Consider the following 23,443-nt stretch of genomic DNA (forward strand, 5'->3'; position numbering starts at 1 on the left):
GGGATGGTAGAATTCCGTCCCCGTTCGCAGTTGCTCCCTCCATGACTCATCCAGCCCCACATGCCGTCGCCCGTTTGCGTGCAGAGCGCCTGGCGCGCAGCGTAAAACCCTTCATCGCCCGCGGTTCGCGCGCCGAGCGCTGCCCCCACTGTCGGGTGCAGCCGACGCATTGCCTATGTGCCTGGCGCCCGCAGGTTCAGGCCAGTGCCGGCATGTGCCTGGTGATGCACGATATCGAGGCGTTGAAACCGAGCAATACCGGTTGGCTGATCGCTGACGTGGTGCCTGAAACTCACGCCTTCGGTTGGACGCGCACCGCTGTCGAGCCGGCGCTGCTGGCACTGTTGGCCGATCCCCAGTGGCAGCCTTATCTGGTCTTTCCCGGTGAGTACGTGGCACCGCAACGCGTGGTGGAAGAGGTGCGTCTTGCGCCCGGCAAAAGGCCGCTGTTCGTGCTGCTCGATGCAACCTGGACCGAGGCGCGCAAGATGTTTCGCAAGAGCCCCTATCTGGATGCACTGCCGGTACTCAGCTTGACCCCGGCGCAGCTGTCGCGTTATCGCCTGCGTCGCTCCACCCGCGGCGAGCACCTGTGCACTGCCGAGGTCGCCGCGATGTGCCTGGAGCTTGCGGGTGACCTGCGTGCCGGCGAGGCACTGGACGATTATCTGGACGCTTTCAGCCAGCACTACCTGGCGGCCAAACGACGCCTGCCACTGGATCTCAACGACGCTCTGCACCAGCGTCTGCAGTCGTACTGCTGAGCTCGCTCGGCAAGGGCTTGGGCCACAGCTGAGCCAGCAGCATGCCGCCGAACATCAGAGCACAACCCAGGTAGCCACGCAGTGCCAGGACTTCGCCTAGTAGCAGGGCACCGGCAATCGCGGCGAACACGGCCTCCAGCGAGAGGATGATCGCCGCGTGCGAGGCAATGGCATGCTGCTGCGCGACCACCTGCAGGGTAAAGCCCACCGCTACGCCAAACAGGCCGCCATAGAATATGGCGGGTGCGGCCTGGAGGATGCCCTCAAGTGTCGCGGTTTCGAAGATTCCCGCCAGTAGCAGGCTGATCACTGCACAGGTGGCGAACTGGATGAAAGCCAGGCGCAGCGGGTCGTGACGGCTGGCGAAGAACCCCACCAGAAGCACATGAATGCCCCAGACGAAGGCGCCGGCAAGCTGCAGCCAGTCGCCGGAGGCTACGGTGAAGCCCTCTCCGACGCTGAGCAGGAACATGCCGACCACTGCCAGACTGGCGCCCAGCCAAATGCCTGCACTGCTGCGCTGGCCGATCAGCAGGCCGAGAATCGGTACCACGATCACGTACAGCCCGGTGATGAACCCGGAGTTGGTCACGGTGGTGAACAGCAGGCCGACCTGCTGCAGGTTTATCCCGAGAGACAGTGCCAGGCCCATGATCACCCCGCCGATCAACAGGTTGCGATTCAAAGGGGCGACCGGGCGTTGCTGACGACGTTGCAACAGGGCTAGCACCGGCAGTAGTGCCAGGCAGGCGAGGGCGAACCGCAGGCCGGTATAAAGGAAGGGGCCGATATTATCCATGCCCAGACGCTGGGCGACGAAGGCGCTGCCCCAGATCATCGCGGTAATCAGCATCAACAGGTCGGCGCGCAGGGCTTGGCTTCGCATTCGGGCGTCTCGGCGGGAAAGCTGCGCATCCTGCCGCAAAGCATTGAACTTGACCACCCCGCCACAGCTCGGCATGCTGAGCGCCGCCGTCGGTCCGAGTGGGGAGTCTGTGATGTTGGATGAGCAGGCTTGAGCGGGTCTTCAGGCGAAAAGCACTGCCATACTCACCTCGGTGCCACTCATAAAAAGAACAGGATCTGCCAATGGCCGCCTACGAAATCCTGATTGCCGACGACCACCCGCTGTTTCGCAGCGCACTGCAGCAAGCCTTGACTCTGGGGCTGGGGCCTGAGGTCCGCCTGGTAGAAGCCGCCAGCATCGCCGAGCTCGAAAGCCATCTGGCCGCCAAGAGCGACTGGGACCTGGTCCTGCTCGATCTGAACATGCCGGGTGCCTACGGCTTTTCCGGTCTGGTGCTGCTTCGCGGCCAGTACCCGCAGATCCCCGTGGTGATGATCTCCGCTCAGGAAGAGGCTGCCGTGGTCAACCGCTCCCGCGAGTTCGGGGCGAGTGGGTTCATTCCCAAGTCCAGCCCGCTGGAAACCTTGCAGCAAGCTGTGCGTCAGGTGCTCGATGGCGATACTTGGTGGCCGCCGCTGGCAGAGGAAAGCGCGCCGGTCTCAGACGAGGCCAAGGCCGCCAGCGCCGGCCTTGCCAGCCTGACGCCGCAGCAGTTCCGTGTGCTGACGATGGTTTGCGAAGGCTTGCTGAACAAGCAGATCGCTTACGAATTGAGCGTTTCCGAGGCGACGGTCAAGGCGCATGTGACGGCGATCTTTCGCAAGCTGGGTGTGCGCACCCGCACTCAGGCGGCGCTGCTGTTGCAGCAGATGGAATCGATCCCCGCGCAGTGAGCCGCGCATCGGCGCTGCGTTGAAAGCAGGCTCGGCCTGCTCATCTATAGCCCCTAAACTGCGCAGCCTCAGCTGCTTTCGCCTTGCATCCCTGTAGCTCGCGATCTCGCATATAGGTGCTCGCGCAGCGAATGCAGTAAGCTGCGCGCCTCGTCCAGAAGGGGTGAGGCGCATGTCGCCATTCAAGGGCCAGACCGGCCTGAAACGTATCCTCAACGCCGCCAGCTATTCGCTCGATGGCCTGCGCGCCGCGTTCTTCGGCGAAGCAGCCTTTCGCCAGCTGGTGTTGCTCAATCTGGTGCTGATTCCATCGGCCTTCGTTCTTGACGTCAGCCGCGGTGAGCGTGCGCTGATGGTGGCCGTCTGTCTGCTGGCGCTGATCGTCGAGTTGCTCAACTCGGCGATCGAGGCGGCCATCGACCGCATTTCTCTGGAGCGCCATCCGCTATCGAAGAACGCCAAGGACATGGGCAGCGCCGCGCAGTTCGTGGCGCTGGGCATGATCGCCTCGGTCTGGGCGGTCATCCTGCTTGGCTGACGCTCAGACGATCGGCGGCAGAACGATCTGATCGCTGCGACTGACGCCGGCGGTCAGCGCACGACACTGCTCGAGAAATTCGCGCATCGCCGCTGTCTGGTACTTCTGCTTGTGCCAGATGAAGTAGAACTGCCGGCGCAGATCCAGCTCCGGAGTTTCCACCGGCATCAGGCTGCCGCGGCGAAAGGCGTCGCGTAGCGCCAGGCGCGAAATGCAGCCGATGCCCAGGCCTGACTCCACTGCGCGTTTGATCGCCTCGGTGTGCTCCAGCTCGAGGCGAATGTTGAGGTTGCGCGGATGATGACGCATGGCCTGATCGAAGGTCAGTCGTGTGCCCGAGCCCTGTTCGCGAAGAATCCAGGCTTCGTGCGTCAGCTCTTCCAGGCTGGCACTGCCACGCCGGGTCAGTGGATGCTGCGGTGCGCAGAACACCACCAGTTCATCTTCGACCCAGGGTTGTACCTCGATATCCGGGTGCTGGCAGTCGCCTTCGATCAAGCCCAGATCCAGCTCGTAATGCGCGATCTGCTGCACCACGTGAGCTGTGTTGTGTACCTGCAATTTCACCCGGCACTCCGGGTGGTGTTGCATGAAACTGCCAATCAGCAGCGTGGCCAGGTAGTTGCCCACCGTCAGAGTGGCGCCAACGTTCAGCGAGCCATAACCGCTTTTGCCGCCCAGCAGGCGTTCGATCTCGCGCGCCTGGTCGATCAGCGCTACCGCCTCGGGCAGCAATTGCCGGCCCAGCGCGTTGAGCGCTAGGCGTTTGCCGGCCCGATCGAACAGCTGGCAGTCGGACTGGCGCTCCAGTTCGGTCAGCGAGGTACTGGTGGCCGACTGCGACAATGCGAGCGATTGCGCTGCGCGCGATACGCTCTCATGCTGCGCCACGGCGACGAATACCTGAAGTTGTCTGAGGGTAAATCGCATATCGATATAACCGATAACCTATATCTTGATAATCCACTTAACAGATATTGTTGCCGCGAATAGAATGCCGCGCAATCGCGCCTTTTGGCGCTGAAGTTCTTCGAGGAAATCATCATGAGCAATATGAACGTCGAGCGCGTGCTCAGCGTCCACCACTGGAACGATACGCTGTTCAGCTTCAAGTGCACCCGTGATCCGGGGCTGCGCTTCGAGAATGGCCAGTTCGTGATGATCGGCCTGCAACAGGACAATGGCCGTCCGCTGATGCGCGCGTACTCCATCGCCAGCCCGAACTGGGAAGAACATCTGGAATTCTTCAGCATCAAGGTGCCGGATGGCCCTCTGACCTCGCAGCTGCAGCACCTGAAGGAAGGCGACGAGATCATCATCAGCAAGAAACCCACCGGCACCCTGGTGCTCGATGACCTCAACCCCGGCAAGCACCTGTACCTGCTGAGCACCGGTACCGGCCTGGCACCGTTCATGAGCGTGATTCAGGATCCGGAAACCTACGAGCGCTTCGAGAAGGTGATCCTGGTCCACGGCGTGCGCTACGTGAACGAAGTCGCCTACCGTGAGTTCATCACCGAGCACCTCCCGCAGAATGAATTCTTCGGTGATGCGCTGAAGGACAAGCTGATCTACTACCCAACCGTGACCCGTGAGCCGTTCGAGAATCAGGGCCGTCTGACCGACCTGATGCGCAGCGGCAAGCTGTTCGCCGACATCGGTTTGCCGCCGATCAACCCGCAGGATGATCGTGCCATGATCTGCGGCAGCCCGAGCATGCTCGACGAGACCAGCGAAGTGCTCGACAGCTTCGGCCTGAAGATTTCCCCACGTATGCGTGAGCCGGGGGACTACTTGATCGAGCGCGCCTTCGTCGAGAAATAAGCTTTCGATCTGCTGCGCGTCGGCCCTGCTGCGTTAAAAACAGGCTCGAAATGCTTATGTGCTACAGCACACTCCGCTTTCTCGCCTGTTTTTGCCTTGCATGACTCTAGCTCGCGAGATCGAATGAAAAGCCGCCCAATTGGGCGGCTTTGTCGTTCGTGGGGCTTGTAGCCCGGATGAAATCCGGGGAGGGTGTGTTGCAACCCCCTGATTTCATCCGGGCTACGTCAGTGTCCTAAAGACGCTTGGCGTCGATGATCAGCACTGGCTCGCGCGGTACGTTCTGGTGCATGCCGCGGTTGCTGGTGGGGACCTGGGCGATCTTGTCCACCACGTCCATGCCACGGGTCACCTTGCCGAACACGGCGTAGCCGAAGTCGCGCGAGCTGTGGTCGAGGAAGGCGTTGTCCTTGTGGTTGATGAAGAACTGGCTGGTGGCCGAGTCGCGTACCTGAGTCCGGGCCATGGCCAGGGTGCCACGTACGTTGTGCAGGCCATTGTCGGCCTCGTTCTTGATCGGTGCGTCGGTGTCCTTCTGGTGCATGTCGGCATCGAAACCACCGCCCTGGATCATGAAGCCCGGAATCACCCGATGGAACTGGGTGCCATTGTAGAAGCCACTGTCGACGTACTTGAGGAAGTTCTGCGTGCTGACCGGTGCCTTGTCGGCGGCCAGTTCCACTTCCACTTCACCCAGGCTAGTGGTCAGCAACACCTTGGGATTTTCCGCAGCCAGCAGGCTGGACGACAGCAGCAGGGCGCCGGTGGCGAGAACGAGTTGCTTGAGCATGATGGTCAGTTTTCCTTGTTGGCAGCCTCGCCGAGGAAGGCGAGTAGAGCGCTATTAAAGCGTTCGGGTTGATCCAGTGGTGTGGCGTGGCGCGAATTTTCGATCACCAGCAGACGCGCATCGGGCATTTCTGCCACGTATTCACGTTTGCGTTCAACTGGCGTGTAGTCGCGGTCGGCTGTGATCACCAGCGTAGGACAGGTGATGCGTCCGAGGCGTTCCCGCACGCCCCAGCCGATGATGGCGTCGAGGCTGGCGAGATAGGCGCGCTTGTCGTTTTGCGGCCAGCGTTCTTCGACCTTGCGTCGCAGCTCTGCCTGCTCGGGTTTGGGGAACAGCAGCTTGGCCAATGCCTTGGCAATGGTCTCCAGGCTGAGCAGGCGTGAGAGTGTCCAGCGTTTGCCGATCTCCAGCCAGTCGCGCGCGCTTCTGGCCTTGACCTCGGGGCCGCTGTTGACGATGGTCAGGCTGCGCAGCAGTTCTGGGCGGTCGACGCCGAGTTGAAATCCGATCATGCCGCCCATGGAGATGCCCACCAGGTGCACGGGTGGCAGTTGCAGGAATTCGATCAGCGCCGCCACGTCATTGGCGAAATCGGCGATGCGATAGGCACCGCGTGGCTTGTCCGAACGGCCGTGACCGCGCACGTCGAGAGCGATCACTCGATAGTGCCGGGCGAGGACGGGAATCTGGTATTCCCAATCACGCGTACTCGAGCCCAGGCCATGCACCAGCAGCAACGGCTGTCCGTGACCATAGTCCTCGTAGTGCAGCTGACAGCCTTCGTTGTCGAAATAGGGCATGACGGAGTTCTCAGTTGGCGGGCTGCGGAGCGGCGAAGGCGGCGTCAAGCGGAGCACTGTCGAAGTTCTTGATCAGTTCGATGAGAATCTGCGTGGCCGGGCCGAGCACCCGCTCTTTGTTGCTGTAGAGGAAGAAGCGCGGTTTGCGGATGCCGCCCTGCGCCAGTGGCAGCGGTTTCAGCAGGCCTTCCTGCACTTCCCGGGCGATCAGGTGGCGCGGCAGCCAGGCGAAGCCCAGGCCGCTGCTGACGAAGGTGCGGGCAGTGGGCAGGCTGCCGACCGTCCAGCGTTGCTCCGCGCCCAGCCAGCCAGCATCACGTGGTTGCAGGCGCCCGCTGTCACGAGTGACCACCTGCATCTGGCCTTCCAGATCCTGAAAGCTAAGCTCACGCTGCAGACGATGTAGCGGGTGCTCCGGGTTGGCGACGGCGACGAATTCTACTTCGTTCAGCTCGATACCCAGATGACCGGTGATGTTCAGCGCGCTGATGGCGAGGTCGGCAGTGCCTTCGAGCAACACTTCCTCGACTCCGGACAACACTTCCTCGCGCAATCGTACCCGGCAACCGCGGCTCTGCGGCATGAAGGCGGTCAAGGCGCGGACAAGATTGGCCGTGGGGTAGGCGGCGTCCACCACCAGGCGTACTTCCGCTTCCCACCCCTGTTCCATGTGGTGGGCCAGGTCTTCCAGCTGGCTGGCCTGCTTGACCAGTTGTCGCGAGCGGCGCAGCAACACGTCACCGGCCTCGGTGAGCACGGCCTTGCGTCCGTCGATGCGCAGCAGCGGTACACCGAGCTGTTCCTGCATACGTGCCACGGTATAGCTGACCGAGGACTGCGAGCGGTGCAGCACTTCGGCCGCCTGGGCGAAGCCGCCCTGATCCACCACGGCTTGCAGCGTGCGCCATTGATCCAGGGTTACGCGAGGAGCTTTCATCACATCATCCTGCTGATTCGGCCTGTTACACTGGTTCTCCCATGTTGGAGAGCACCGATGAAAAAAATAATCTGCTTGCTATTCGCCTTCCTGCCGCTGGCCGCCCACGCCTATCCCATCGAAATGGAGAAGCAGCTCAACGGCGCCGAGGTCTCGGCCACTACCCAGGAAATTGACCACAACATGGCGGCGTTGATGCTCTACAACTACGGGCAGAGCGAGGCCGAGTGCAGCGCAGTGTTCCGCAATGGCCCAGAGGCGCCGCGCACGCGTCGCACCGTGTTGGCGCCGGGCGCTAGTAACAACATGACGGTCAAGTTCACCCGAAGTGTCATCCGCTTGCGCATCAGCCTGACCTGCGGCCTGAAGTGATGAAAAGCCTAGACGCGCTTTATAGATAAATCAAATTAGTCGATATATGTAAGCGGATATTTACGCTTTTTAATCGAATGCTGCATCTCTACTCTGTGCTCCATCGACTCTCAACTACCTCGATGGAGCCTCAGACATGTCCCGTGTTCTCGTAATCGAAAGCAGTGCCCGCCAGCAAGGTTCGGTCTCCCGCGAGCTGACTCAGCAATTCATCGCCAAGTGGCAGGCGGCGCACCCGGCTGACCAGATTCAGGTCCGCGACCTGGCGGCAGAGCCCGTGCCGCACCTCGATGCCACACTGCTGGGTGGTTGGATGACCCCGAGCGAACAGCAGAGCGAGGCGGAAAAAGCGGCGTTGGCGCGTTCCAACCAACTCACCGACGAACTGCTGGCTGCCGATGTATTGGTCCTGGCTGCGCCGATGTACAACTTCGCCATTCCCAGCACTCTCAAGGCCTGGCTGGACCATGTACTACGCGCCGGCGTGACCTTCAAGTACACCGAAACCGGCCCGCAAGGGCTGCTGACCGGCAAGCGCGCTTTCGTGCTGACTGCTCGCGGCGGCATTTACGCCGGCAGCGGCCTGGATCACCAGGAACCCTACCTGCGTCAGGCGCTGGCCTTCATCGGTATTCATGACGTGCAGTTCATCCACGCCGAAGGCCTGAATCTGGGCGCCGAGTTCAGCGAAAAAGGTCTGGCGCAGGCCAAGGCCAAGCTGGCTGAAGTGGCTTGATACCGATCCTCCTCTCCTGAGTGCCCGTGCGCGGGCGCGCTATGCCGGTCGCTTCGCGTGAAGTGGCCGGTTTTTTTATTTGGCCGGCAAGCAGTCGCCAAAGCACGGATTGTCCGCCGCAGGGGAACGCGCTAAGGTCGCCGCCTTCCTTCGGAGGTGGCTGTGCGATATCTGCTGATAGTGACCCTGCTGTGGGCCTTTTCCTTCAGCCTGATCGGTGAGTACCTGGCTGGTCGGGTCGACAGCTACTTCGCGGTGCTGACGCGTATCGTCATCGCCGGGCTGCTGTTCGTGCCACTGACCCGCTGGCGTGGTCACGCACCGGCGTTCGTGCGTGGCATGTTACTGATCGGAGCGCTGCAGTTCGGCATCACCTATGTCTGCCTGTACCTCAGCTTCTCGGTGCTGACAGTGCCGGAAGTGCTGCTGTTCACCATCCTCACGCCGCTGCACGTGACACTGATCGAGGATGCGCTGAATCGCAGGTTCAACCCCTGGGCACTGGCAGCTGCACAGGTGGCAGTGCTGGGCGCCGGGATCATTCGCTACGACGGCATCAGCAGTGGCTTCATGCTGGGCTTCCTGCTGCTGCAGGTGGCCAACTTCACCTTTGCGGCAGGGCAGGTGCTGTACAAGCATTTGCTGCTCCGGCACCCCTCCAGCGAGCCGCAGTACAGGCGTTTCGGTTTCTTCTACCTGGGTGCGCTGTTGATAGCGCTGCCGGCCTTCCTGCTGCTGGGCAATGGTGAGCGCCTGCCGAGCTCTGCATTGCAATGGAGCGTACTGATGTGGCTCGGTGTGGTGGCATCCGGCCTGGGTTTGTACTGGTGGAACAAGGGCGCCAGTCTGGTCGATGGTGGCACGCTGGCTGTGATGAATAACGCGCTGGTACCGGCGGGGCTGCTGGTCAATCTACTGATCTGGAATCACGATGCCGATCTGCTGCGTCTGACCCTGGGTGGTGCGGTGATCGCTGCCTCGCTGCCATTGCTCAGGCTGGGTCGCCATAAGCCTGTCGAGGTGCGCTGATGCAATTGTCTGGACGCGGTGTGGCGCTGTCGGTTGGTGCCTCGATGTTGTTCGCCTTGTTACCGGGCTACGTGCAGTGGCTGAACCCGCTTGATGGTGTGCAGATATTCGCGCAGCGCGTGCTCTGGTCGATTCCTCTGGTTCTACTGCTGGTCGTGTTGACGCGGCAAACAGCTTCGCTGCGCGAGACCTTCATACGCCTTCGCCGTGAACCGCTTTTGCTGGCCGCCTGCCCGCTGGCAGCGGCGCTGATCGGTGTGCAGTGGGGGCTGTTTCTCTGGGCACCGCTGGCCGGGCACATGCTGGAAGTGTCCATGGGCTACTTCCTGCTGCCGTTAGCGATGGTGCTGACCGGACGACTGTTCTATGGCGAGCGCTTGCGCCCGTTGCAACAGCTGGCGGTGACTTGCGCCATGCTCGGTGTGTTGCACGAGCTTTGGCGTACTCAGGCGTTCTCCTGGCTGACGTTGGTCACCGCGCTGGGCTATCCGCCTTATTTCATGTTACGCCGCTGGATGCGCCTGGATGCTCTGTCCGGCTTCGTGTTGGAGATGCTGATGCTGGCGCCGTTGGCGATCTGGCTGATCATCGCCTATGGCCCCGCAGGGGCATTTGCCGAACGCCCGCAGCTGTGGTTGCTGGTGCCGGTGATGGCCCTGATCGGTACCCTGGCGTTTGCCGCTTACATGGCGTCCAGCAGGCTGCTGCCTCTCGGGCTATTCGGCATTCTCAGCTATGTCGAGCCGGTGCTGTTGTTCGGCGTGGCGCTACTGGTGCTGGGTGAGACGTTCGATGCGGGGCAATGGCTGACCTACCTGCCGATCTGGGCGGCTGTGTTGCTGGTCGGTTGGGACAGCGCACGGCTGCTGCGCAAGCAGCGCGAGAACGTCAAGCTGCGCTGATGCGCGGGGTGGGCATCTGCGTTAGCGCATTGCTCTGCTTCTGCACCTGGTAATGCAGCTGCAGGGTGCCACTGTCGAACCGACGTTGCTCGCTCAGTGTCAGGCTGCGCTCCATGCCGGTGGCCAGTAGCGGAACGCCGGCACCAAGCAGGTGAGGCACCAGATTGATCACCACTTCGTCGATCAGCCCGGCGGTGTAGCAGTTGCCGGCGAGCAGGCTGCCGCCGACCAGCCAGATGCGTTGAAAGCCGGCCTCGTTCAAGGCCGCGACCGCTTGGGCTGGTGTGCAGTGGGTCAGCTGGATCTCATCGCTGGCGCGCGGCAGGGCCAGGCGAGTCAACACTACGCAGGGTTTGCCGGGGTAGGGCCAGGGGCCGCCGCGCTGGAGCAGCGCTTCGTAGGTGACCCGGCCCATCAGCAGCGCATCGATGCCCGAATAGAAGTACTGGAAACTGTACTCTTCATCAGCCTGACGCAACGAGTCGAACCAGTCGAGGCGGCCATCGGGACGAGCGATGTAGCCATCGAGGCTGGAGGTGACGTGGTAGATCAGGGACGGGTTCATCATGCACCTCGGGAGGGCTATCTGGAAATTGGAGTGGCGCCGCTGAAACAAGTTCGTCGCGCGCCTCACCGCTTGTCGGAAGGCTCTCAGTCCAGGACGTTGCGCAGGATTTCGTAGACGATGCCGGTCGCGATGGCGACCAGCACGACGTCACGGCCGATCTGCTTCCATTCGTAGCCCTCGTAATAGGGCAGGCGCGAAGTCAGGCGGCTATCGAAGTTCTTGGCGATGCCGGGAGGCAGCGGCTTGCCTCGAGCGAGGTTCTTGGCGATGCCTGGCGGTAGTGATGAAGTGGGGCCGATCAACTGGCGATTCTCACCGAGCACGATGCGCACCTGGCCGATATCCACGCTCGGGCCGCGCAGGTCGATCTGCACGCCACCATCATGCTGATGGCCAGGCTTGCCTTTACCGGGGGGCGGGTTGGCCAGCACTGGCGAGGTGGCGAGCAGGATACACAGGCCAATGCTGAGCGTTGCCTGGGGTTTGGTAAGCATGGCGGCACTCCCTGGAGGATTATGCCGATTAGATAGTGGGCGAGCCGCTTCGGTTCCCGTTCGCCTATAGCCGGACGGCGCCGCCAAGCGGCCGTCTGTCGGCGTATGAATGTGAGTGGGGTGCAAAGAAATTCGGCCCCGACGCCGGAAACCGTTAGGCTATGCACCGTTTTGTCGATTTTTCGAGGTAGTGCCCCCGTGTTTGCCCAATTCGCCCTGCATGAACGCCTGCTGAAAGCCGTTGCCGAGCTTAACTTCGTCGAGCCGACTCCGGTGCAGGCGGCAGCGATTCCGCCTGCGCTGGAGGGCAAGGACCTGCGGGTGATTGCCCAGACCGGCAGCGGCAAGACCGCCGCGTTCGTCCTGCCGCTGCTCAATCGCCTGCTGGGTGACGGCAACTCCAAGCAGTGCCTGAGCATTCGCGCGCTGATCCTGCTGCCAACCCGCGAGCTGGCGCAGCAGACGCTCAAGGAAGTCGAGCGCTTCGCCCAGTTCACCTTTCTCAAGGCCGGTCTGGTCACCGGTGGCGAGGACTTCAAGGTGCAGGCTGCGATGATGCGCAAGATCGATATTCTCATCGGCACGCCGGGGCGTCTGATCGAGCATGCCAATGCCGGCAACCTGCCGCTGGATGAGGTCGAGGTGCTGGTGTTCGACGAGGCTGACCGCATGCTTGACATGGGCTTCGCCGAAGATGCCCAGCGCCTGGCCGAAGCCTGTGGCCCGCACCAGACCCTGCTGTTTTCCGCCACCACCGGCGGCAATGGCCTGCGCGAGATGGTCGCCAAGGTGCTCAAGGAGCCGCAGCACCTGATGCTCAACAGCGTCAGCCAGCTCAACGAAGGTACGCGTCAGCAGATCATCACGGCCGACCACAACTACCACAAGGAACAGCTGATCGACTGGCTGCTGGCCAACGAGACCTACGACAAGGCCATCGTCTTCACCAACACCCGTGTGCAGGCCGACCGCCTATATGGCAAGTTGGTCGCCGCCGGGGGCAAGGCGTTCGTACTGCACGGTGAGAAGGACCAGAAGGACCGCAAGCTGGCCATCGAGCGCCTGCGTCAGGGGGCTGTTCGCGTGCTGGTCGCCACCGACGTGGCGGCGCGTGGCCTGGATGTCGAAGGTCTGGATTTGGTGATCAACTTCGACATGCCGCGTTCCGGCGACGAATACGTGCACCGTATCGGGCGCACCGGCCGCGCCGGTGGCGAAGGCCTGGCGGTGTCACTGATCTGCCATACTGACTGGAACCTGATGTCGAGCATCGAACGCTACCTCAAGCAGCGTTTCGAGCGTCGCACCATCAAGGAGCTGAAAGGCGTCTATCAGGGGCCGAAAAACCTTAAGGCGTCCGGCAAGGCCGCTGGCAGCAAGAAGAAAAAAGCCGAGAAGAAGGACCCGAAGAAAGCCGCCGCGCCCAAGCGCAAGACCGGCCCACGTCCGGCTGGCAAACCTTCTGCGTTGGTCAGCGCCGATGGCAGCGCGCCGCTCAAGCGCAAGAAGCCGGCTGCGGAGTAAGCAGGCTGTTGTGGGAGGGGCTTCAGCGACGAGTCGCGGCTGAAGCCCCTCCCACAGTTTCACTCTACCCCGACGAAACCACCGGTCTGGTGCTGCCACAAGCGTGCATAGAGACCGCCTTGAGCGATCAGTTCGGTGTGGGTGCCGGTTTCGATGACCCGGCCCTTGTCGATCGCGACAAGGCGATCCATGCGTGCGATGGTCGACAGGCGGTGGGCGATGGCGATTACCGTCTTGCCTTCCATCAGGCTGTCCAGGCTTTCCTGAATGGCCGCTTCGACTTCCGAATCCAGCGCCGATGTGGCTTCGTCCAGCACCAGGATCGGCGCGTCCTTGAGCAGCACGCGGGCGATGGCGATGCGCTGACGCTGACCGCCGGATAGCTTCACGCCGCGTTCACCGACCTGAGCATCCATGCCGCGGCCGCCCTGGCTGTCATCGAGGGTGGGTATGAAGGCATCGGCGCGCGCCTTGCGCACCGCTTCCCAGAGTTCCTCGTCGCTGGCGCCGGGTTTGCCGTAGCGCAGGTTGTCGCGAATCGAGCGGTGCAGCAGTGAGGTGTCCTGGGTCACTACGCCGATGTTGGCGCGCAAGCTTTCCTGGGTCACCGTGGCGATGTCCTGGTCGTCGATCAGGATGCGGCCGCTTTCCAGGTCGTATAGGCGCAGCAGCAGGTTGACTAGGGTCGACTTGCCGGCGCCGGAGGGGCCGACCAGACCGATCTTCTCGCCGGGGCGAATATCGATGCTGAGGCCGGCGATCACGCCACCTTTCTTGCCGTAGTGGAAGTGGATGTCCTCGAAGCGCACGCCGCCTTGTTGCACCTTGATCGGTTTGGCGTCCGGGCGATTGAGCACCTGGCGCGGCTGGACGATGGTCTGCATGCCATCCTGCACGGTGCCGACGTTCTCGAAGATGCCGTTGACCACCCACATGATCCATTCGGCCATGTTGTTGATGCGAATCACCAGGCCCAGCGCCAGTGCAATCGCGCCGGTGGTGATCAGTGAATGGCTCCACAGCCACAGGGCCAGGGCGCCGGTGCCGACGATCAGCACGCCGTTCAGGCAGGTGATGAGAAAATCCAGTGCCGTGATGGTGCGCGACTGCAGGCGGAACTTGTCGAGCAGGTCCTGCATGGCTTCGCGGGCGTAGCTTTCCTCTTCCTGTGAATGGGCGAAGAGCTTGAGCGTGGCGATGTTGCTGTAGCCGTCCACCACTCGGCCCATGACCTTGGAGCGCGCCGAGGAGGCGGCGGCGGAGCGTGCCTTGATGCGTGGCACGAAGTACCACAGCGCCGCGCTGTAGCCGACGATCCACAACGCCAGCGGCACCACCAGGCGCAGGTCGGCGGCGGCGAACAGGTACAGCGCGCTGCCGGCATAGACCACCACGTGCCACAGGGCGTCGATCACCTGCATTGCCGAGTCGCGCAGCGAGGGGCCGGTCTGCATCACGCGCTGGGCGATGCGGCCGGCGAAGTCGTTCTGGAAGAAGCTCAGGCTCTGCTTGAGCACGTAGCGGTGGTTCTGCCAGCGAACCAGATTGGTCAGGCCGGGGTTCACGGCCTGATGGGTGAGCAGGTTGTGCAGGCCGAACACCACGGGGCGGATGACCAGTGCCACCAGCAGCATCCACAACAACTCGCGCTGGTGCTCCTCGAAGAAGGTGCTGGCGTCCGTGCTGGCCTGAGCCATGTCGATCAATTGGCCTAGGAAGCTGAACAGCGCCACCTCGATCAGGGCGGCGAAGAAGCCGACGACCAGTACGGCGACCATCAGCGGCCACACCTGTTTCAGGTAGTGGCCGTAGAAGCGCAGCATGCCATCTGGCGGGGCGACGTCGGGGCTGGGCTTGAAGACGTCGATCAGGGATTCGAAGCGGCGAAACAGCATTGCAGGCGTCCTGCCTAAATTAGGGGGAACGCCGATAGTAACGCCCTTAGTGCGAGCGAGTCTCAGTCAAAAGCGGTTTCTGCAACTCGCTGGCCCAGGCCAGCAGTGGAACCTCCAGTCCAGGTTGCCAGATACGCTTGAACAGCAGTGCCAGGTGTTCGACCTCGCCGCGTTCGAAGGGCAGTCGGTCGATGCGTTCATGCACCTGCCATTGGCCGTCCTGCAGGTGGGCAAAGTCGAAGCGGAAAGGATGAAAACCGGTCATGCCCAGGCGCAGGTCGGTGACGATCAGGCGATCACCCACCTGGTCGTAACGCAGCACGCCACCGGTGAACCACTCCAGGCGCTGGTGCATGGGTGAGTCGGCCAGAAGCTCGCGTAGATGGGCGCCGCGTGGCAGGCGCTGCAGTTTTGGCGGCTCGTCATCGAACCAGCCGGCCAGGGCTTCGTGATAGTTCTCGCCGTCCAGCACGATGACGCGCCATAGCAGAGCGTTGAACGGTGTTGGGGTGATGAACAGCTGCTCGGCCTGGATGCCCTGACGCGCAAGCTCGCGCTCCACTCGCTGCTCGGCCATGAACTTGCCGGCCAGGCTGAAGCCGATGTACAGCGTCGACACCGCCAGCGCCACGGCAGGTACGCGCCAACTCTGCTCGCGCAGGCCGGTGAACAGGCTGATTACCACGGCGGCGATCAGCGGCACTGTATACAGCGGGTCGATGATGAACAGGCTGGACCAGGCCGTGGGCGTCGGCATCAGGGGCCAGAACAGCTGCGTGCCGTAGCTGGTGAAGGCGTCCAGCAAGGGGTGAGTGATCAGCACCAGCCATAGCGTCAGCAGTAGGCGATTGGCCGAATAACCGGGATGGGGGCGAAAGCGCCTGGCCAGCCAGGTCAGCAGCAGAGCAAAGCCGCTCAGAACGAACAGCGAATGGCTGAAGCCGCGGTGGTAGGTCATGTTGGCCACGGCATCGCCATAATCCATGACCACGTCAAGGTCGGGAACAGTGGCGAGCATTGCGCCGTAAAGCAGCGCCTTGCGCCCCTGCCAGCGGCCGAGCAGCGCACCCTGGATGCTGGCGCCGAGTACCGCCTGGGTTATCGAGTCCATCGCGTGCTTCCGGAAAAAGACAGGCCGCTACGTTAGCCGAGGCGCCGAGCGAATGCCGTGGGGAAATTTCAAGCAAAGATTACAGCTGTGGCGGGTATCCTGATGACCATGAGTCTCAAGAAATCCTACCCATGCTGATCGTCTCCAACAGTGTTCATATTCCCGATGAGGAAATCGAGCTGACCGCCATCCGCGCCCAGGGGGCCGGCGGGCAGAACGTCAACAAGGTATCCAGCGCCGTGCACCTGCGTTTCGATAGCCAGGCCTCGTCGCTGCCGCCGTTCTACAAGGAGCGCCTGTTGGCGTTCGCCGATAGTCGCATCACCGCCGACGGTGTGGTGGTGATCAAGGCGCAGCAGTACCGCACTCAGGAGCAGAACCGCGCCGATGCCCTCGAGCGCCTGGCCGAGCTGATTCGCACCGCTGGCAAGGTGGAAAAGAAGCGACGCCCGACCAAACCGACCCTCGGCTCGAAAAAGCGTCGCCTGGACGGCAAGAGCAAGCGCGGTGCGATCAAGGCGGGGCGGGGCAAGGTGGATTTCTAGGGGATAAGGCGGCACCCTATCCGCGAGCCGCCAGATAAGCCTGGTAATCGGGAATACGGTACTCGTGCTGCTGTTCCAGCAGGCTGCTGCTGAGCAGGAAGTCGGCGCTGCTTTCGTTGCACGCCACCGGGATGTTCCATACCGCCGCTACACGCAGCAGTGCCTTGATATCCGGGTCGTGTGGCTGCGGCTCGAACGGGTCCCAGAAGAACACCAGCATGTCCACGCGCTGCTCGGCAATGCGTGCGCCGATTTGCTGGTCGCCGCCCAGCGGGCCGCTGATCATGCTCTCCACCGGCAGAGCCAGGCGTTTGCTCAAGAGTAGGCCGGTGGTGCCGGTGGCCACCAGTTCATGGCGCGCCAGCTCGTCGCGCTGACGTTCGCACCAGTCCAGCAGGAAACCCTTGCAGTGATCATGCGCCACCAGTGCGATGCGCTTGCGGGCCGGCAGTTGGGCACGGGTAAAGCTGATACGGCTCATCGAGCCTCCTGTTCAATTCAAGCGGGCCAGCACCAGGCAGTTGTCCAGCATACGGTTGGAGAAGCCCCACTCATTGTCATACCAGGCCATGACCTTGAGCAGCTTGCCGCTGACCTTGGTGTGGTTGGCGTCGAAGATCGATGACAACGGGTTGTGGTTGAAGTCACAGGACACCAGCGGCAGCACGTTGTAGCCCAGCACCGGGGATTGCTCGCTGGCGGCCTTGAGCAGGGCGTTGACTTCCTCGGCAGTGGTCTCGCGTTCGACCTGCACAGTCAGGTCAACCAGTGACACGTTGATCACCGGTACGCGTACCGCCATGCCGGTGAGTTTTCCGGCCAGCTCCGGCAGTACCAGGCCGACCGCCTCGGCTGCACCGGTCTTGGTCGGGATCATCGACTGGGTCGCCGAGCGCGCACGGTACAGATCGTTGTGATAGACGTCGGACAGGTTCTGGTCGTTGGTGTAGGCGTGAATCGTGGTCATCAACCCCTGTTCGATACCCAGTTCGCGTTGCAGCACCTGCGCCACCGGGGCCAGGCAGTTGGTGGTGCAGGAGGCGTTGGAGATGATCTGCATGTCCGGCGTCAGCACCTGTTCGTTGACGCCATACACCACAGTGGCGTCAGCGCCCTTGGCGGGTGCGGAGATCAAGACCTTGCGTGCCCCCGCGGTGAGGTGGGCAGCGGCCTTGTCACGGTCGGTGAACAGCCCGGTGCATTCGAGCACTACATCCACCTGATGGGTTTTCCAGGGCAGTTCGGCGGGATTGCGGATTGCGCTGACGGCGATGCGATCGCCCTTGATCCACAGGTTTTCGCCGTCGACTTTCACTTCTTCGGGGAAATGGCCGTGGACGCTGTCATATTGCAGAAGGTGCGCATTGATCGTGCTGTCGCCCAGATCGTTGATGGCCACGACCTGCAGGTGCTGGCGATAATTCTGGGTATAGAGTGCGCGTAGCACATTGCGGCCGATACGGCCGAAGCCATTGATGGCGATTCGTAGTGTCATGGTGAAGGTCTCGTAAATTTGTTGTTGTAATTACAAGATTATTCCCATTGCTATGGAAATCAAGCGCGGTGAGTGGCAATATTTTGTTGTAAATACAAACAGTAGCTATCAGTTAGTCTGGAGAGTCCCCATGCATCCCCGCGTTGTCGAAGTTACCGAGCGTCTTGTCGAGCGCAGCCGCGCCACGCGCCAACGCTACCTTGAGATGATCCGTGCAGCCGCCAGCGAAGGCCCACAGCGGGGCAAGCTGCAATGCGCCAACTTCGCTCACGGTGTGGCCGGGTGCAGTGGTCATGACAAGCAGACCCTGCGTCTGATGGATGCCGCCAATGTGGCTATCGTTTCTGCGTACAACGACATGTTGTCGGCGCATCAGCCTTACGAGGTCTTTCCCGAGCAGATCAAGCAGGCCCTGCGCGAACGTGGTTCAGTCGGGCAGTTCGCCGGAGGCGTGCCGGCCATGTGCGACGGCGTCACCCAGGGCGAGCCGGGCATGGAGCTGGGCATTGCCAGTCGTGAGGTGATCGCCATGTCCACAGCCGTGGCGCTGTCGCACAACATGTTCGATGCCGCGCTGTACCTGGGGGTGTGCGACAAGATCGTGCCAGGGTTGATGATGGGCGCGCTGCGCTTCGGTCATCTACCTTCGTTGTTCGTGCCGGCGGGGCCGATGACTTCGGGGTTGTCGAATAAGGAAAAAGCCGACGTGCGTCAGCGCTACGCCGAAGGCAAGGCGACCCGCGACGAGCTGCTGGCTGCGGAAATGGCCGCTTACCACGGGCCGGGCACCTGCACCTTCTATGGCACCGCCAATACCAACCAGTTGCTGATGGAAGTGATGGGCTTGCATCTGCCGGGGGCTTCCTTCATCAATCCCGGCACGCCGCTGCGTGAAGCGCTGACTCGTGAGGCCGCTCAGCAGGTTACGCGGCTGACCAGGCAAAGCGGGAGTTTCATGCCTATCGGCGAGATCGTCGACGAGCGCTGCCTGGTCAACTCCATCGTTGCCCTGCATGCCACGGGTGGTTCCACCAACCACACCCTGCACATGCCGGCCATCGCTCGCGCTGCCGGCATTCTGCTGACCTGGCAGGACATGGCCGACCTGTCCGAGGTGGTGCCGACCCTGGCCCATGTCTATCCCAACGGCAAGGCCGACATCAATCACTTCCAGGCCGCTGGCGGCATGGCGTTCCTGATTCGCCAGTTGCTCGAAGCCGGGCTACTGCATGAAGAGGTCAATACCGTGGCTGGGCGTGGTCTGTCGCGTTACACCCAGGAGCCTTTCCTCGAGGATGGCAAGCTGGTCTGGCGCGATGGGCCGACCGAGAGCCTTGAGGAAGGCGTGTTGCGTCCAGTCGCGCGGCCGTTCTCGGCCGAAGGTGGCCTGCGCCTGATGCTGGGTAATCTCGGTCGTGGGGTGATGAAGGTGTCGGCCGTGGCGCCGGAGCATCAGGTGGTCGAAGCGCCGGCGCTGGTGTTCGAGGATCAACTGGAGTTGGTCGAGGCGTTCAAGGCCGGCAAGCTGGAGCGCGATTTCGTCGCCGTGGTGCGCTTCCAGGGGCCGCGCAGCAATGGCATGCCCGAGCTGCACAAGATGACGCCGTATCTGGGCGTGCTGCAGGATCGCGGTTTCAAGGTGGCGCTGGTGACCGATGGGCGTATGTCCGGTGCATCGGGCAAGATCCCGGCGGCCATTCACGTCTGCCCGGAAGCATTCGATGGCGGGCCGCTGGCGCGGGTGCGCGACGGCGACCTGATTCGTGTCGATGGTCAGCGCGGGCAGCTGGTGCTGCAGGTCGATGAAGCCGAGTTCAGCGCGCGCGAGCTGGCGCCAAAGCCGGCTCCGGCAATCGGCTGCGGGCGTGAGCTGTTCGCTTTCATGCGCCACAATTTCAGCACGGCGGAGCAGGGCGCCAGCGCCTTTACCGAGAGCCTTGAGTCGTTGGCCTGAACCGACGCAAGTGGCCCGGATGAAGTTCGGGAGGCGCGGGTGCATGTGCCCCGGATTGCATCTGGGCTACTCGCCGGGGCCGACGAGGCCTGCAAAGCCGCTCTTCGTAGGAGCACCGCCTCGGGCGAAGCTTCATCCAAGCTTGCCCCGCCCTGATTCGCGGCGGGGCGCCGCTCCTACATGATCAAACCTGCGTCTTGGTTCAGATACCCTGCGGAATCTCTTCGCCGCCCAGCGCGGTGAACAGCTCCGGCAGAAACTCCACCAAGGTCATCATCATCAGGATGAAGCTGGCGTCCTGCTGGGCCAGTGCATCGTCCCCACCGTCCTGCTCGGCCTGCTCCTGCAGCACATCTTCGAAGCGCAGGCGCTTGATGGTCAGCTTGTCGTCGAGCACGAAAGACAGTTTGTCCTGCCAGGCCAGCGACAGCTGGGTGACCTGCTTGCCGGTGGACAGGTGCAGCTGGATTTCCTCGCTGGTCAGGTCCTGGCGCTTGCAGCGCACCACGCCGCCATCCTCATGGGTGTCGCGCAGTTCGCACTCGTCGAGAACGAAGAAGCCTTCGGCGGCGCTCTGGTTCTTCAGCCAGTCGGTGAGGGTGGCGGTCGGGGCGATCTTCACCGATAGCGGACGCACCGGCAGCGAGCCAATGGCCTCGCGCAGGGTGGACAGCAGGTCTTCAGCCTTCTTGGCGCTGGCGCTGTCGACCAGGATCAGGCCCTGCTTCGGCGCGATGGCAGCGAAGGTGCCCGATTTGCGGATGAAGGCGCGTGGCAGGAAGGCTTGCACAATCTCGTCTTTGATCTGGTCGCGCTCTTTCTTGTAGACCTTGCGCATCTGCGTGTTTTCGATCTCGTCGACCTTTTCCTTCAGCGCGTCGCGCACCACCGAACCCGGCAGGATGCGTTCTTCCTTGCGCGCGCCGATCAGCAGGAAGTCGCCGCTGACGTGCACCAGGGGCGCATCGGCGCCTTTGCCGAAGGGGGCGGTGAAGCCGTAGGTGGTCAGTTCCTGGCTGGCGCAGGGGCGGGCCGGTTTGCTGGCCAGTGCAGTCTCCAGCGCTTCGGCGTCGAAAGGGATGTCCTGGGTGAGGCGGTAGACCAGCAGGTTACGAAACCACATGAGCGGGTGACTCTCCATTGATGATGTAAGTCGCGGGATGGCGCCATCGATAGGCTTCCAGGTTGTGGAAGCCGGCGTGCAGCGACGGGTGAAAGTGGCGGGCGAGCAATGGAAAGCTGATCGGTCCGCCGGCACAGAGCGCGCATTATTCTCCGCTGGCGTGCTCAGGCCAACCCTGACAACGAACCGTTGAGGAAATTCGTCGGTGTCGCCTAAGTTCTTGCTGCTGCGATAAATTTTTTTGTGAAGAGGGCTTGCCAAGGTCGGAATCGCTCTCTAGAATGCGCCCCACTTCGAGAGTGAATGGGGTGGTTAGCTCAGCCGGGAGAGCATCTGCCTTACAAGCAGAGGGTCGGCGGTTCGATCCCGTCACCACCCACCAATCTCGCAGTTACGCGCAGCGGTAGTTCAGTCGGTTAGAATACCGGCCTGTCACGCCGGGGGTCGCGGGTTCGAGTCCCGTCCGCTGCGCCATTCTTCTCCTCGCTCCATCCCTCCTGTGACAACGCTTCGGCTCTCACCGAAATCTTCGAAAAATTCCTTTGCCTGCTTGAACTTATGCACGCTGCATGGCTCCTATGCCGTAGCCAGTGATCGCGGCGTACTGCTAAGCTCGCGCTTTCACACGACGGCCTTCGGGCGCATCTACAAGGAACAAGCATGAAACAGCATCGTTTGGCGGCGGCGGTTGCCCTGGTGGGCCTGGTGCTTGCCGGTTGCGATTCGCAAACCAGCGAAGTCGAACTCAAGAGCCCAGCGCAGAAGGCCTCCTACGGCATCGGCCTGAACATGGGGCGCAGCCTGTCCGAAGAGGGCATGGACGATCTGGATTCCAAGGCCGTCGCTCAGGGCATCGAAGACGCGCTGGCGAAGAAGGAGCCGCGCATCAAGGATGAAGACATGATCGAAGCCTTCTCCTTCCTGCAGAACCGTGCCGAAGAACGTATGACGGCACTGAACAAGGAAGCTGCCGAAGCCGGCAAGAAATTCCTCGAAGAGAACGGCAAGCGTGAAGGTGTCGTCACCACCGCTTCCGGTCTGCAATATGAAGTGATCAAGAAGGCCGACGGCCCGCAGCCGAAGGAAAGCGACGTGGTGACCGTTCATTACGAAGGCAAGCTGACCGATGGCAGCGTATTCGACAGCTCCGTCGCGCGTGGCAGCCCCATCGATCTGCCAGTTGGCGGCGTGATCCCAGGCTGGGTCGAAGGCCTGCAACTGATGCACGTGGGTGAGAAGTACAAGTTGTACATCCCCAGCGAGCTGGCTTACGGCGAGCAAAGCCCATCCCCGGCCATTCCGGCCAACTCGGTGCTGGTGTTCGACCTGGAGCTGATCGGTATCAAGGATCAGGCCGCCGAGCCGACCGAAGAGTAACACCTGGTACTTTCGTACAACGCCCCGTCTTGACGGGGCGTTGTCGTTTCTGGGGGTTGCAGGGAGAGGTGTCACACGGCGAGTGTTACGCTTATGCACATCCTGGGAAGCATTCCTAACAACCCCGCGCTACAACTGCGTTGCGCTCATGTCAATCAGCAACCTGTTGATTTTCATGGATTTTATATGCTGTATAAAAAATATCCGATCTAAGCCGAAGCCCCATGGCACGGGGCTTTGATAAGCTTGTCGAAAGACTTTGCACAGATTTATCCACAGCTTCGGTGGATAAGCGAGGCAGGCCCAGAGAATATCTGGCTTGCCGAGGAGGTCGCATGAAAACTCCCTGGAGACTGACGCGTTACCTGCCGCTGGCTGCTCGCTTTCTTCGTGATGGCAGGCTGCCTGAACTGCTGCGCGCGCTAGGTGACAAGCGCACACCACAGGGTCAGCGCTTCGCTGCATTCAAGGAGGATCTGCAGTTGCTGCGTGCGCTTAGCCTGGCCTGGTTCAAGGGCGAGTACCGGCAGATCAGCAATCAGGCGCTGCTAATGGTGGTAGCCGCGCTGCTGTATTTTATCGCTCCACTCGATGCCATTCCCGATTGGCTGGTAGGTGTCGGCTTCGTCGATGACCTGGCCGTGCTGGCCTGGGTCATGCGCACCTGGCATGGCGAGCTCGAGGTCTTCAGGGCCTGGCGTGACAGGCAGAGCCCCGAACGCATGGCGCTTATCGAGCAGCTACCAGCAGCGGAGCGGGTGGATCCGCTGCATACCTGATGGTTTGCTAGGTCATTGTGCAACCTCACACTCTCTGAGGCAGTCCACGCCTACCATGTCTCGCACTCTTAGGGAGCGTTCGACTGTTTGCCGATTCGCCCGAATAGGGTGAGCACGGCATCTTGCTACCTTGGCAGCATGGA

25 protein-coding genes and 2 tRNA genes are annotated in these 23,443 nt (G+C 62.0%); 15 read left to right on the plus strand and 12 right to left on the minus strand.

Features of this window, described 5'->3' with window-relative positions:
- The first annotated feature begins 41 nt into the window (after positions 1-41).
- Positions 42-764, plus strand: a complete 723-nt coding sequence (locus EL191_RS06645; protein WP_041977503.1) for a tRNA-uridine aminocarboxypropyltransferase — start codon at positions 42-44, stop codon at positions 762-764.
- Here EL191_RS06645 and EL191_RS06650 read toward each other — a convergent pair.
- Entirely contained in the window at positions 724-1,650 is a 927-nt protein-coding gene (locus EL191_RS06650) for a DMT family transporter (protein WP_041977505.1), read from the minus strand. The genes EL191_RS06645 and EL191_RS06650 overlap by 41 nt on opposite strands.
- Before the next feature lie 203 nt (positions 1,651-1,853).
- On the opposite strand from EL191_RS06650, the gene erdR reads away from it, so the two are divergent.
- Both erdR and EL191_RS06660 read left to right on the plus strand, forming a co-directional pair.
- A complete protein-coding gene (gene erdR, locus EL191_RS06655) occupies positions 1,854-2,504 on the plus strand; it encodes a response regulator transcription factor ErdR (RefSeq protein ID WP_041977507.1) in 651 nt (216 codons plus the stop codon).
- 172 nt (positions 2,505-2,676) lie between these two features.
- Positions 2,677-3,042, plus strand: coding sequence for a diacylglycerol kinase (locus tag EL191_RS06660; protein WP_041977509.1), 366 nt, complete (start codon positions 2,677-2,679; stop codon positions 3,040-3,042).
- 3 nt (positions 3,043-3,045) lie between these two features.
- On the opposite strand, the gene EL191_RS06665 is transcribed toward EL191_RS06660, so the two are convergent.
- On the minus strand, positions 3,046-3,972 hold the full coding sequence (locus EL191_RS06665) for a LysR family transcriptional regulator (protein WP_017361742.1): 927 nt from the start codon (positions 3,970-3,972) through the stop codon (positions 3,046-3,048).
- A gap of 114 nt (positions 3,973-4,086) precedes the next feature.
- Between EL191_RS06665 and fpr the strand changes: the two genes are divergently transcribed.
- The gene (fpr, locus tag EL191_RS06670; protein ID WP_026041990.1) at positions 4,087-4,866 is read left to right on the plus strand and encodes a ferredoxin-NADP reductase; all 780 of its coding nucleotides are present in this window, start codon (positions 4,087-4,089) and stop codon (positions 4,864-4,866) included.
- A 235-nt stretch (positions 4,867-5,101) separates the two neighbouring features.
- On the opposite strand, the gene EL191_RS06675 is transcribed toward fpr, so the two are convergent.
- Genes EL191_RS06675 through EL191_RS06685 form a run of 3 tightly spaced genes read right to left on the minus strand, consistent with a single transcriptional unit; the run spans position 5,102 to position 7,396 of the window.
- On the minus strand, positions 5,102-5,656 hold the full coding sequence (locus tag EL191_RS06675) for a peptidylprolyl isomerase A (protein WP_013714465.1): 555 nt from the start codon (positions 5,654-5,656) through the stop codon (positions 5,102-5,104).
- 5 nt (positions 5,657-5,661) lie between these two features.
- Positions 5,662-6,459: an alpha/beta fold hydrolase gene (locus EL191_RS06680; RefSeq protein WP_041977512.1), complete on the minus strand. Its 798-nt coding sequence runs from the start codon at positions 6,457-6,459 to the stop codon at positions 5,662-5,664.
- Between the two features lie 10 nt (positions 6,460-6,469).
- Positions 6,470-7,396: a LysR family transcriptional regulator gene (locus tag EL191_RS06685; RefSeq protein WP_013714467.1), complete on the minus strand. Its 927-nt coding sequence runs from the start codon at positions 7,394-7,396 to the stop codon at positions 6,470-6,472.
- A 57-nt stretch (positions 7,397-7,453) separates the two neighbouring features.
- Between EL191_RS06685 and EL191_RS06690 the strand changes: the two genes are divergently transcribed.
- The 4 genes from EL191_RS06690 (at position 7,454) to rarD (ending at position 10,435) form a co-directional block, all read left to right on the plus strand.
- A complete protein-coding gene (locus tag EL191_RS06690; RefSeq protein ID WP_041977514.1) occupies positions 7,454-7,768 on the plus strand; it encodes a hypothetical protein in 315 nt (104 codons plus the stop codon).
- A gap of 136 nt (positions 7,769-7,904) precedes the next feature.
- Complete coding sequence (locus EL191_RS06695; RefSeq protein WP_041977517.1) at positions 7,905-8,504, plus strand: FMN-dependent NADH-azoreductase; 600 nt, start codon at positions 7,905-7,907, stop codon at positions 8,502-8,504.
- Between the two features lie 162 nt (positions 8,505-8,666).
- The gene (locus EL191_RS06700) at positions 8,667-9,533 is read left to right on the plus strand and encodes a carboxylate/amino acid/amine transporter (protein ID WP_041977519.1); all 867 of its coding nucleotides are present in this window, start codon (positions 8,667-8,669) and stop codon (positions 9,531-9,533) included.
- Positions 9,533-10,435, plus strand: a complete 903-nt coding sequence (gene rarD, locus EL191_RS06705; protein ID WP_017361737.1) for an EamA family transporter RarD — start codon at positions 9,533-9,535, stop codon at positions 10,433-10,435. The genes EL191_RS06700 and rarD overlap by 1 nt, the downstream gene beginning before the upstream one ends.
- Here rarD and EL191_RS06710 read toward each other — a convergent pair.
- Complete coding sequence (locus EL191_RS06710; protein WP_013714471.1) at positions 10,422-11,000, minus strand: dihydrofolate reductase family protein; 579 nt, start codon at positions 10,998-11,000, stop codon at positions 10,422-10,424. The two genes, rarD and EL191_RS06710, sit on opposite strands and share 14 nt — an antisense overlap.
- An 86-nt stretch (positions 11,001-11,086) precedes the next feature.
- Positions 11,087-11,497 (minus strand): anti-virulence regulator CigR family protein, encoded by a 411-nt coding sequence (locus tag EL191_RS06715; protein WP_013714472.1) that lies wholly within the window; start codon positions 11,495-11,497, stop codon positions 11,087-11,089.
- A gap of 198 nt (positions 11,498-11,695) precedes the next feature.
- On the opposite strand from EL191_RS06715, the gene EL191_RS06720 reads away from it, so the two are divergent.
- Positions 11,696-13,021: a DEAD/DEAH box helicase gene (locus EL191_RS06720; protein ID WP_041977521.1), complete on the plus strand. Its 1,326-nt coding sequence runs from the start codon at positions 11,696-11,698 to the stop codon at positions 13,019-13,021.
- 59 nt (positions 13,022-13,080) lie between these two features.
- Here EL191_RS06720 and EL191_RS06725 read toward each other — a convergent pair whose 3' ends face one another.
- Both EL191_RS06725 and EL191_RS06730 read right to left on the minus strand, forming a co-directional pair.
- Positions 13,081-14,916 (minus strand): ABC transporter ATP-binding protein, encoded by a 1,836-nt coding sequence (locus tag EL191_RS06725; protein ID WP_041977525.1) that lies wholly within the window; start codon positions 14,914-14,916, stop codon positions 13,081-13,083.
- Positions 14,917-14,962: 46 nt separating this feature from the next.
- Positions 14,963-16,027, minus strand: a complete 1,065-nt coding sequence (locus EL191_RS06730; protein WP_013714475.1) for a metal-dependent hydrolase — start codon at positions 16,025-16,027, stop codon at positions 14,963-14,965.
- Positions 16,028-16,158: 131 nt separating this feature from the next.
- On the opposite strand from EL191_RS06730, the gene arfB reads away from it, so the two are divergent.
- Entirely contained in the window at positions 16,159-16,572 is a 414-nt protein-coding gene (gene arfB, locus EL191_RS06735) for an alternative ribosome rescue aminoacyl-tRNA hydrolase ArfB (RefSeq protein WP_013714476.1), read from the plus strand.
- Between the two features lie 16 nt (positions 16,573-16,588).
- On the opposite strand, the gene EL191_RS06740 is transcribed toward arfB, so the two are convergent.
- Both EL191_RS06740 and gap read right to left on the minus strand, forming a co-directional pair.
- On the minus strand, positions 16,589-17,053 hold the full coding sequence (locus tag EL191_RS06740) for a methylglyoxal synthase (RefSeq protein WP_017361734.1): 465 nt from the start codon (positions 17,051-17,053) through the stop codon (positions 16,589-16,591).
- Positions 17,054-17,065: 12 nt separating this feature from the next.
- Positions 17,066-18,067 carry a type I glyceraldehyde-3-phosphate dehydrogenase gene (gene gap, locus EL191_RS06745; RefSeq protein WP_013714478.1) on the minus strand — a complete coding sequence of 334 codons (1,002 nt, stop codon included), beginning with the start codon at positions 18,065-18,067 and terminating at the stop codon, positions 17,066-17,068.
- Positions 18,068-18,197: 130 nt separating this feature from the next.
- Between gap and edd the strand changes: the two genes are divergently transcribed.
- Entirely contained in the window at positions 18,198-20,021 is a 1,824-nt protein-coding gene (edd, locus tag EL191_RS06750; protein WP_017361732.1) for a phosphogluconate dehydratase, read from the plus strand.
- A gap of 202 nt (positions 20,022-20,223) precedes the next feature.
- On the opposite strand, the gene rdgC is transcribed toward edd, so the two are convergent.
- On the minus strand, positions 20,224-21,144 hold the full coding sequence (rdgC, locus tag EL191_RS06755) for a recombination-associated protein RdgC (RefSeq protein WP_013714480.1): 921 nt from the start codon (positions 21,142-21,144) through the stop codon (positions 20,224-20,226).
- Positions 21,145-21,450: 306 nt separating this feature from the next.
- On the opposite strand from rdgC, the gene EL191_RS06760 reads away from it, so the two are divergent.
- From EL191_RS06760 to EL191_RS06775, 4 genes are all read left to right on the plus strand, one after another.
- Positions 21,451-21,526, plus strand: a tRNA-Val gene (locus tag EL191_RS06760).
- Positions 21,527-21,541: 15 nt separating this feature from the next.
- Positions 21,542-21,618 (plus strand) — tRNA-Asp (locus EL191_RS06765).
- 186 nt (positions 21,619-21,804) lie between these two features.
- Complete coding sequence (locus tag EL191_RS06770; protein WP_041977529.1) at positions 21,805-22,521, plus strand: FKBP-type peptidyl-prolyl cis-trans isomerase; 717 nt, start codon at positions 21,805-21,807, stop codon at positions 22,519-22,521.
- A gap of 335 nt (positions 22,522-22,856) precedes the next feature.
- Entirely contained in the window at positions 22,857-23,300 is a 444-nt protein-coding gene (locus EL191_RS06775) for a YkvA family protein (RefSeq protein WP_013714482.1), read from the plus strand.
- The last annotated feature ends 143 nt before the right edge of the window (positions 23,301-23,443 follow it).

Origin of the sequence: Pseudomonas mendocina, from assembly GCF_900636545.1 — a bacterium.
Taxonomy (GTDB): Bacteria; Pseudomonadota; Gammaproteobacteria; order Pseudomonadales; family Pseudomonadaceae; genus Aquipseudomonas; species Aquipseudomonas mendocina.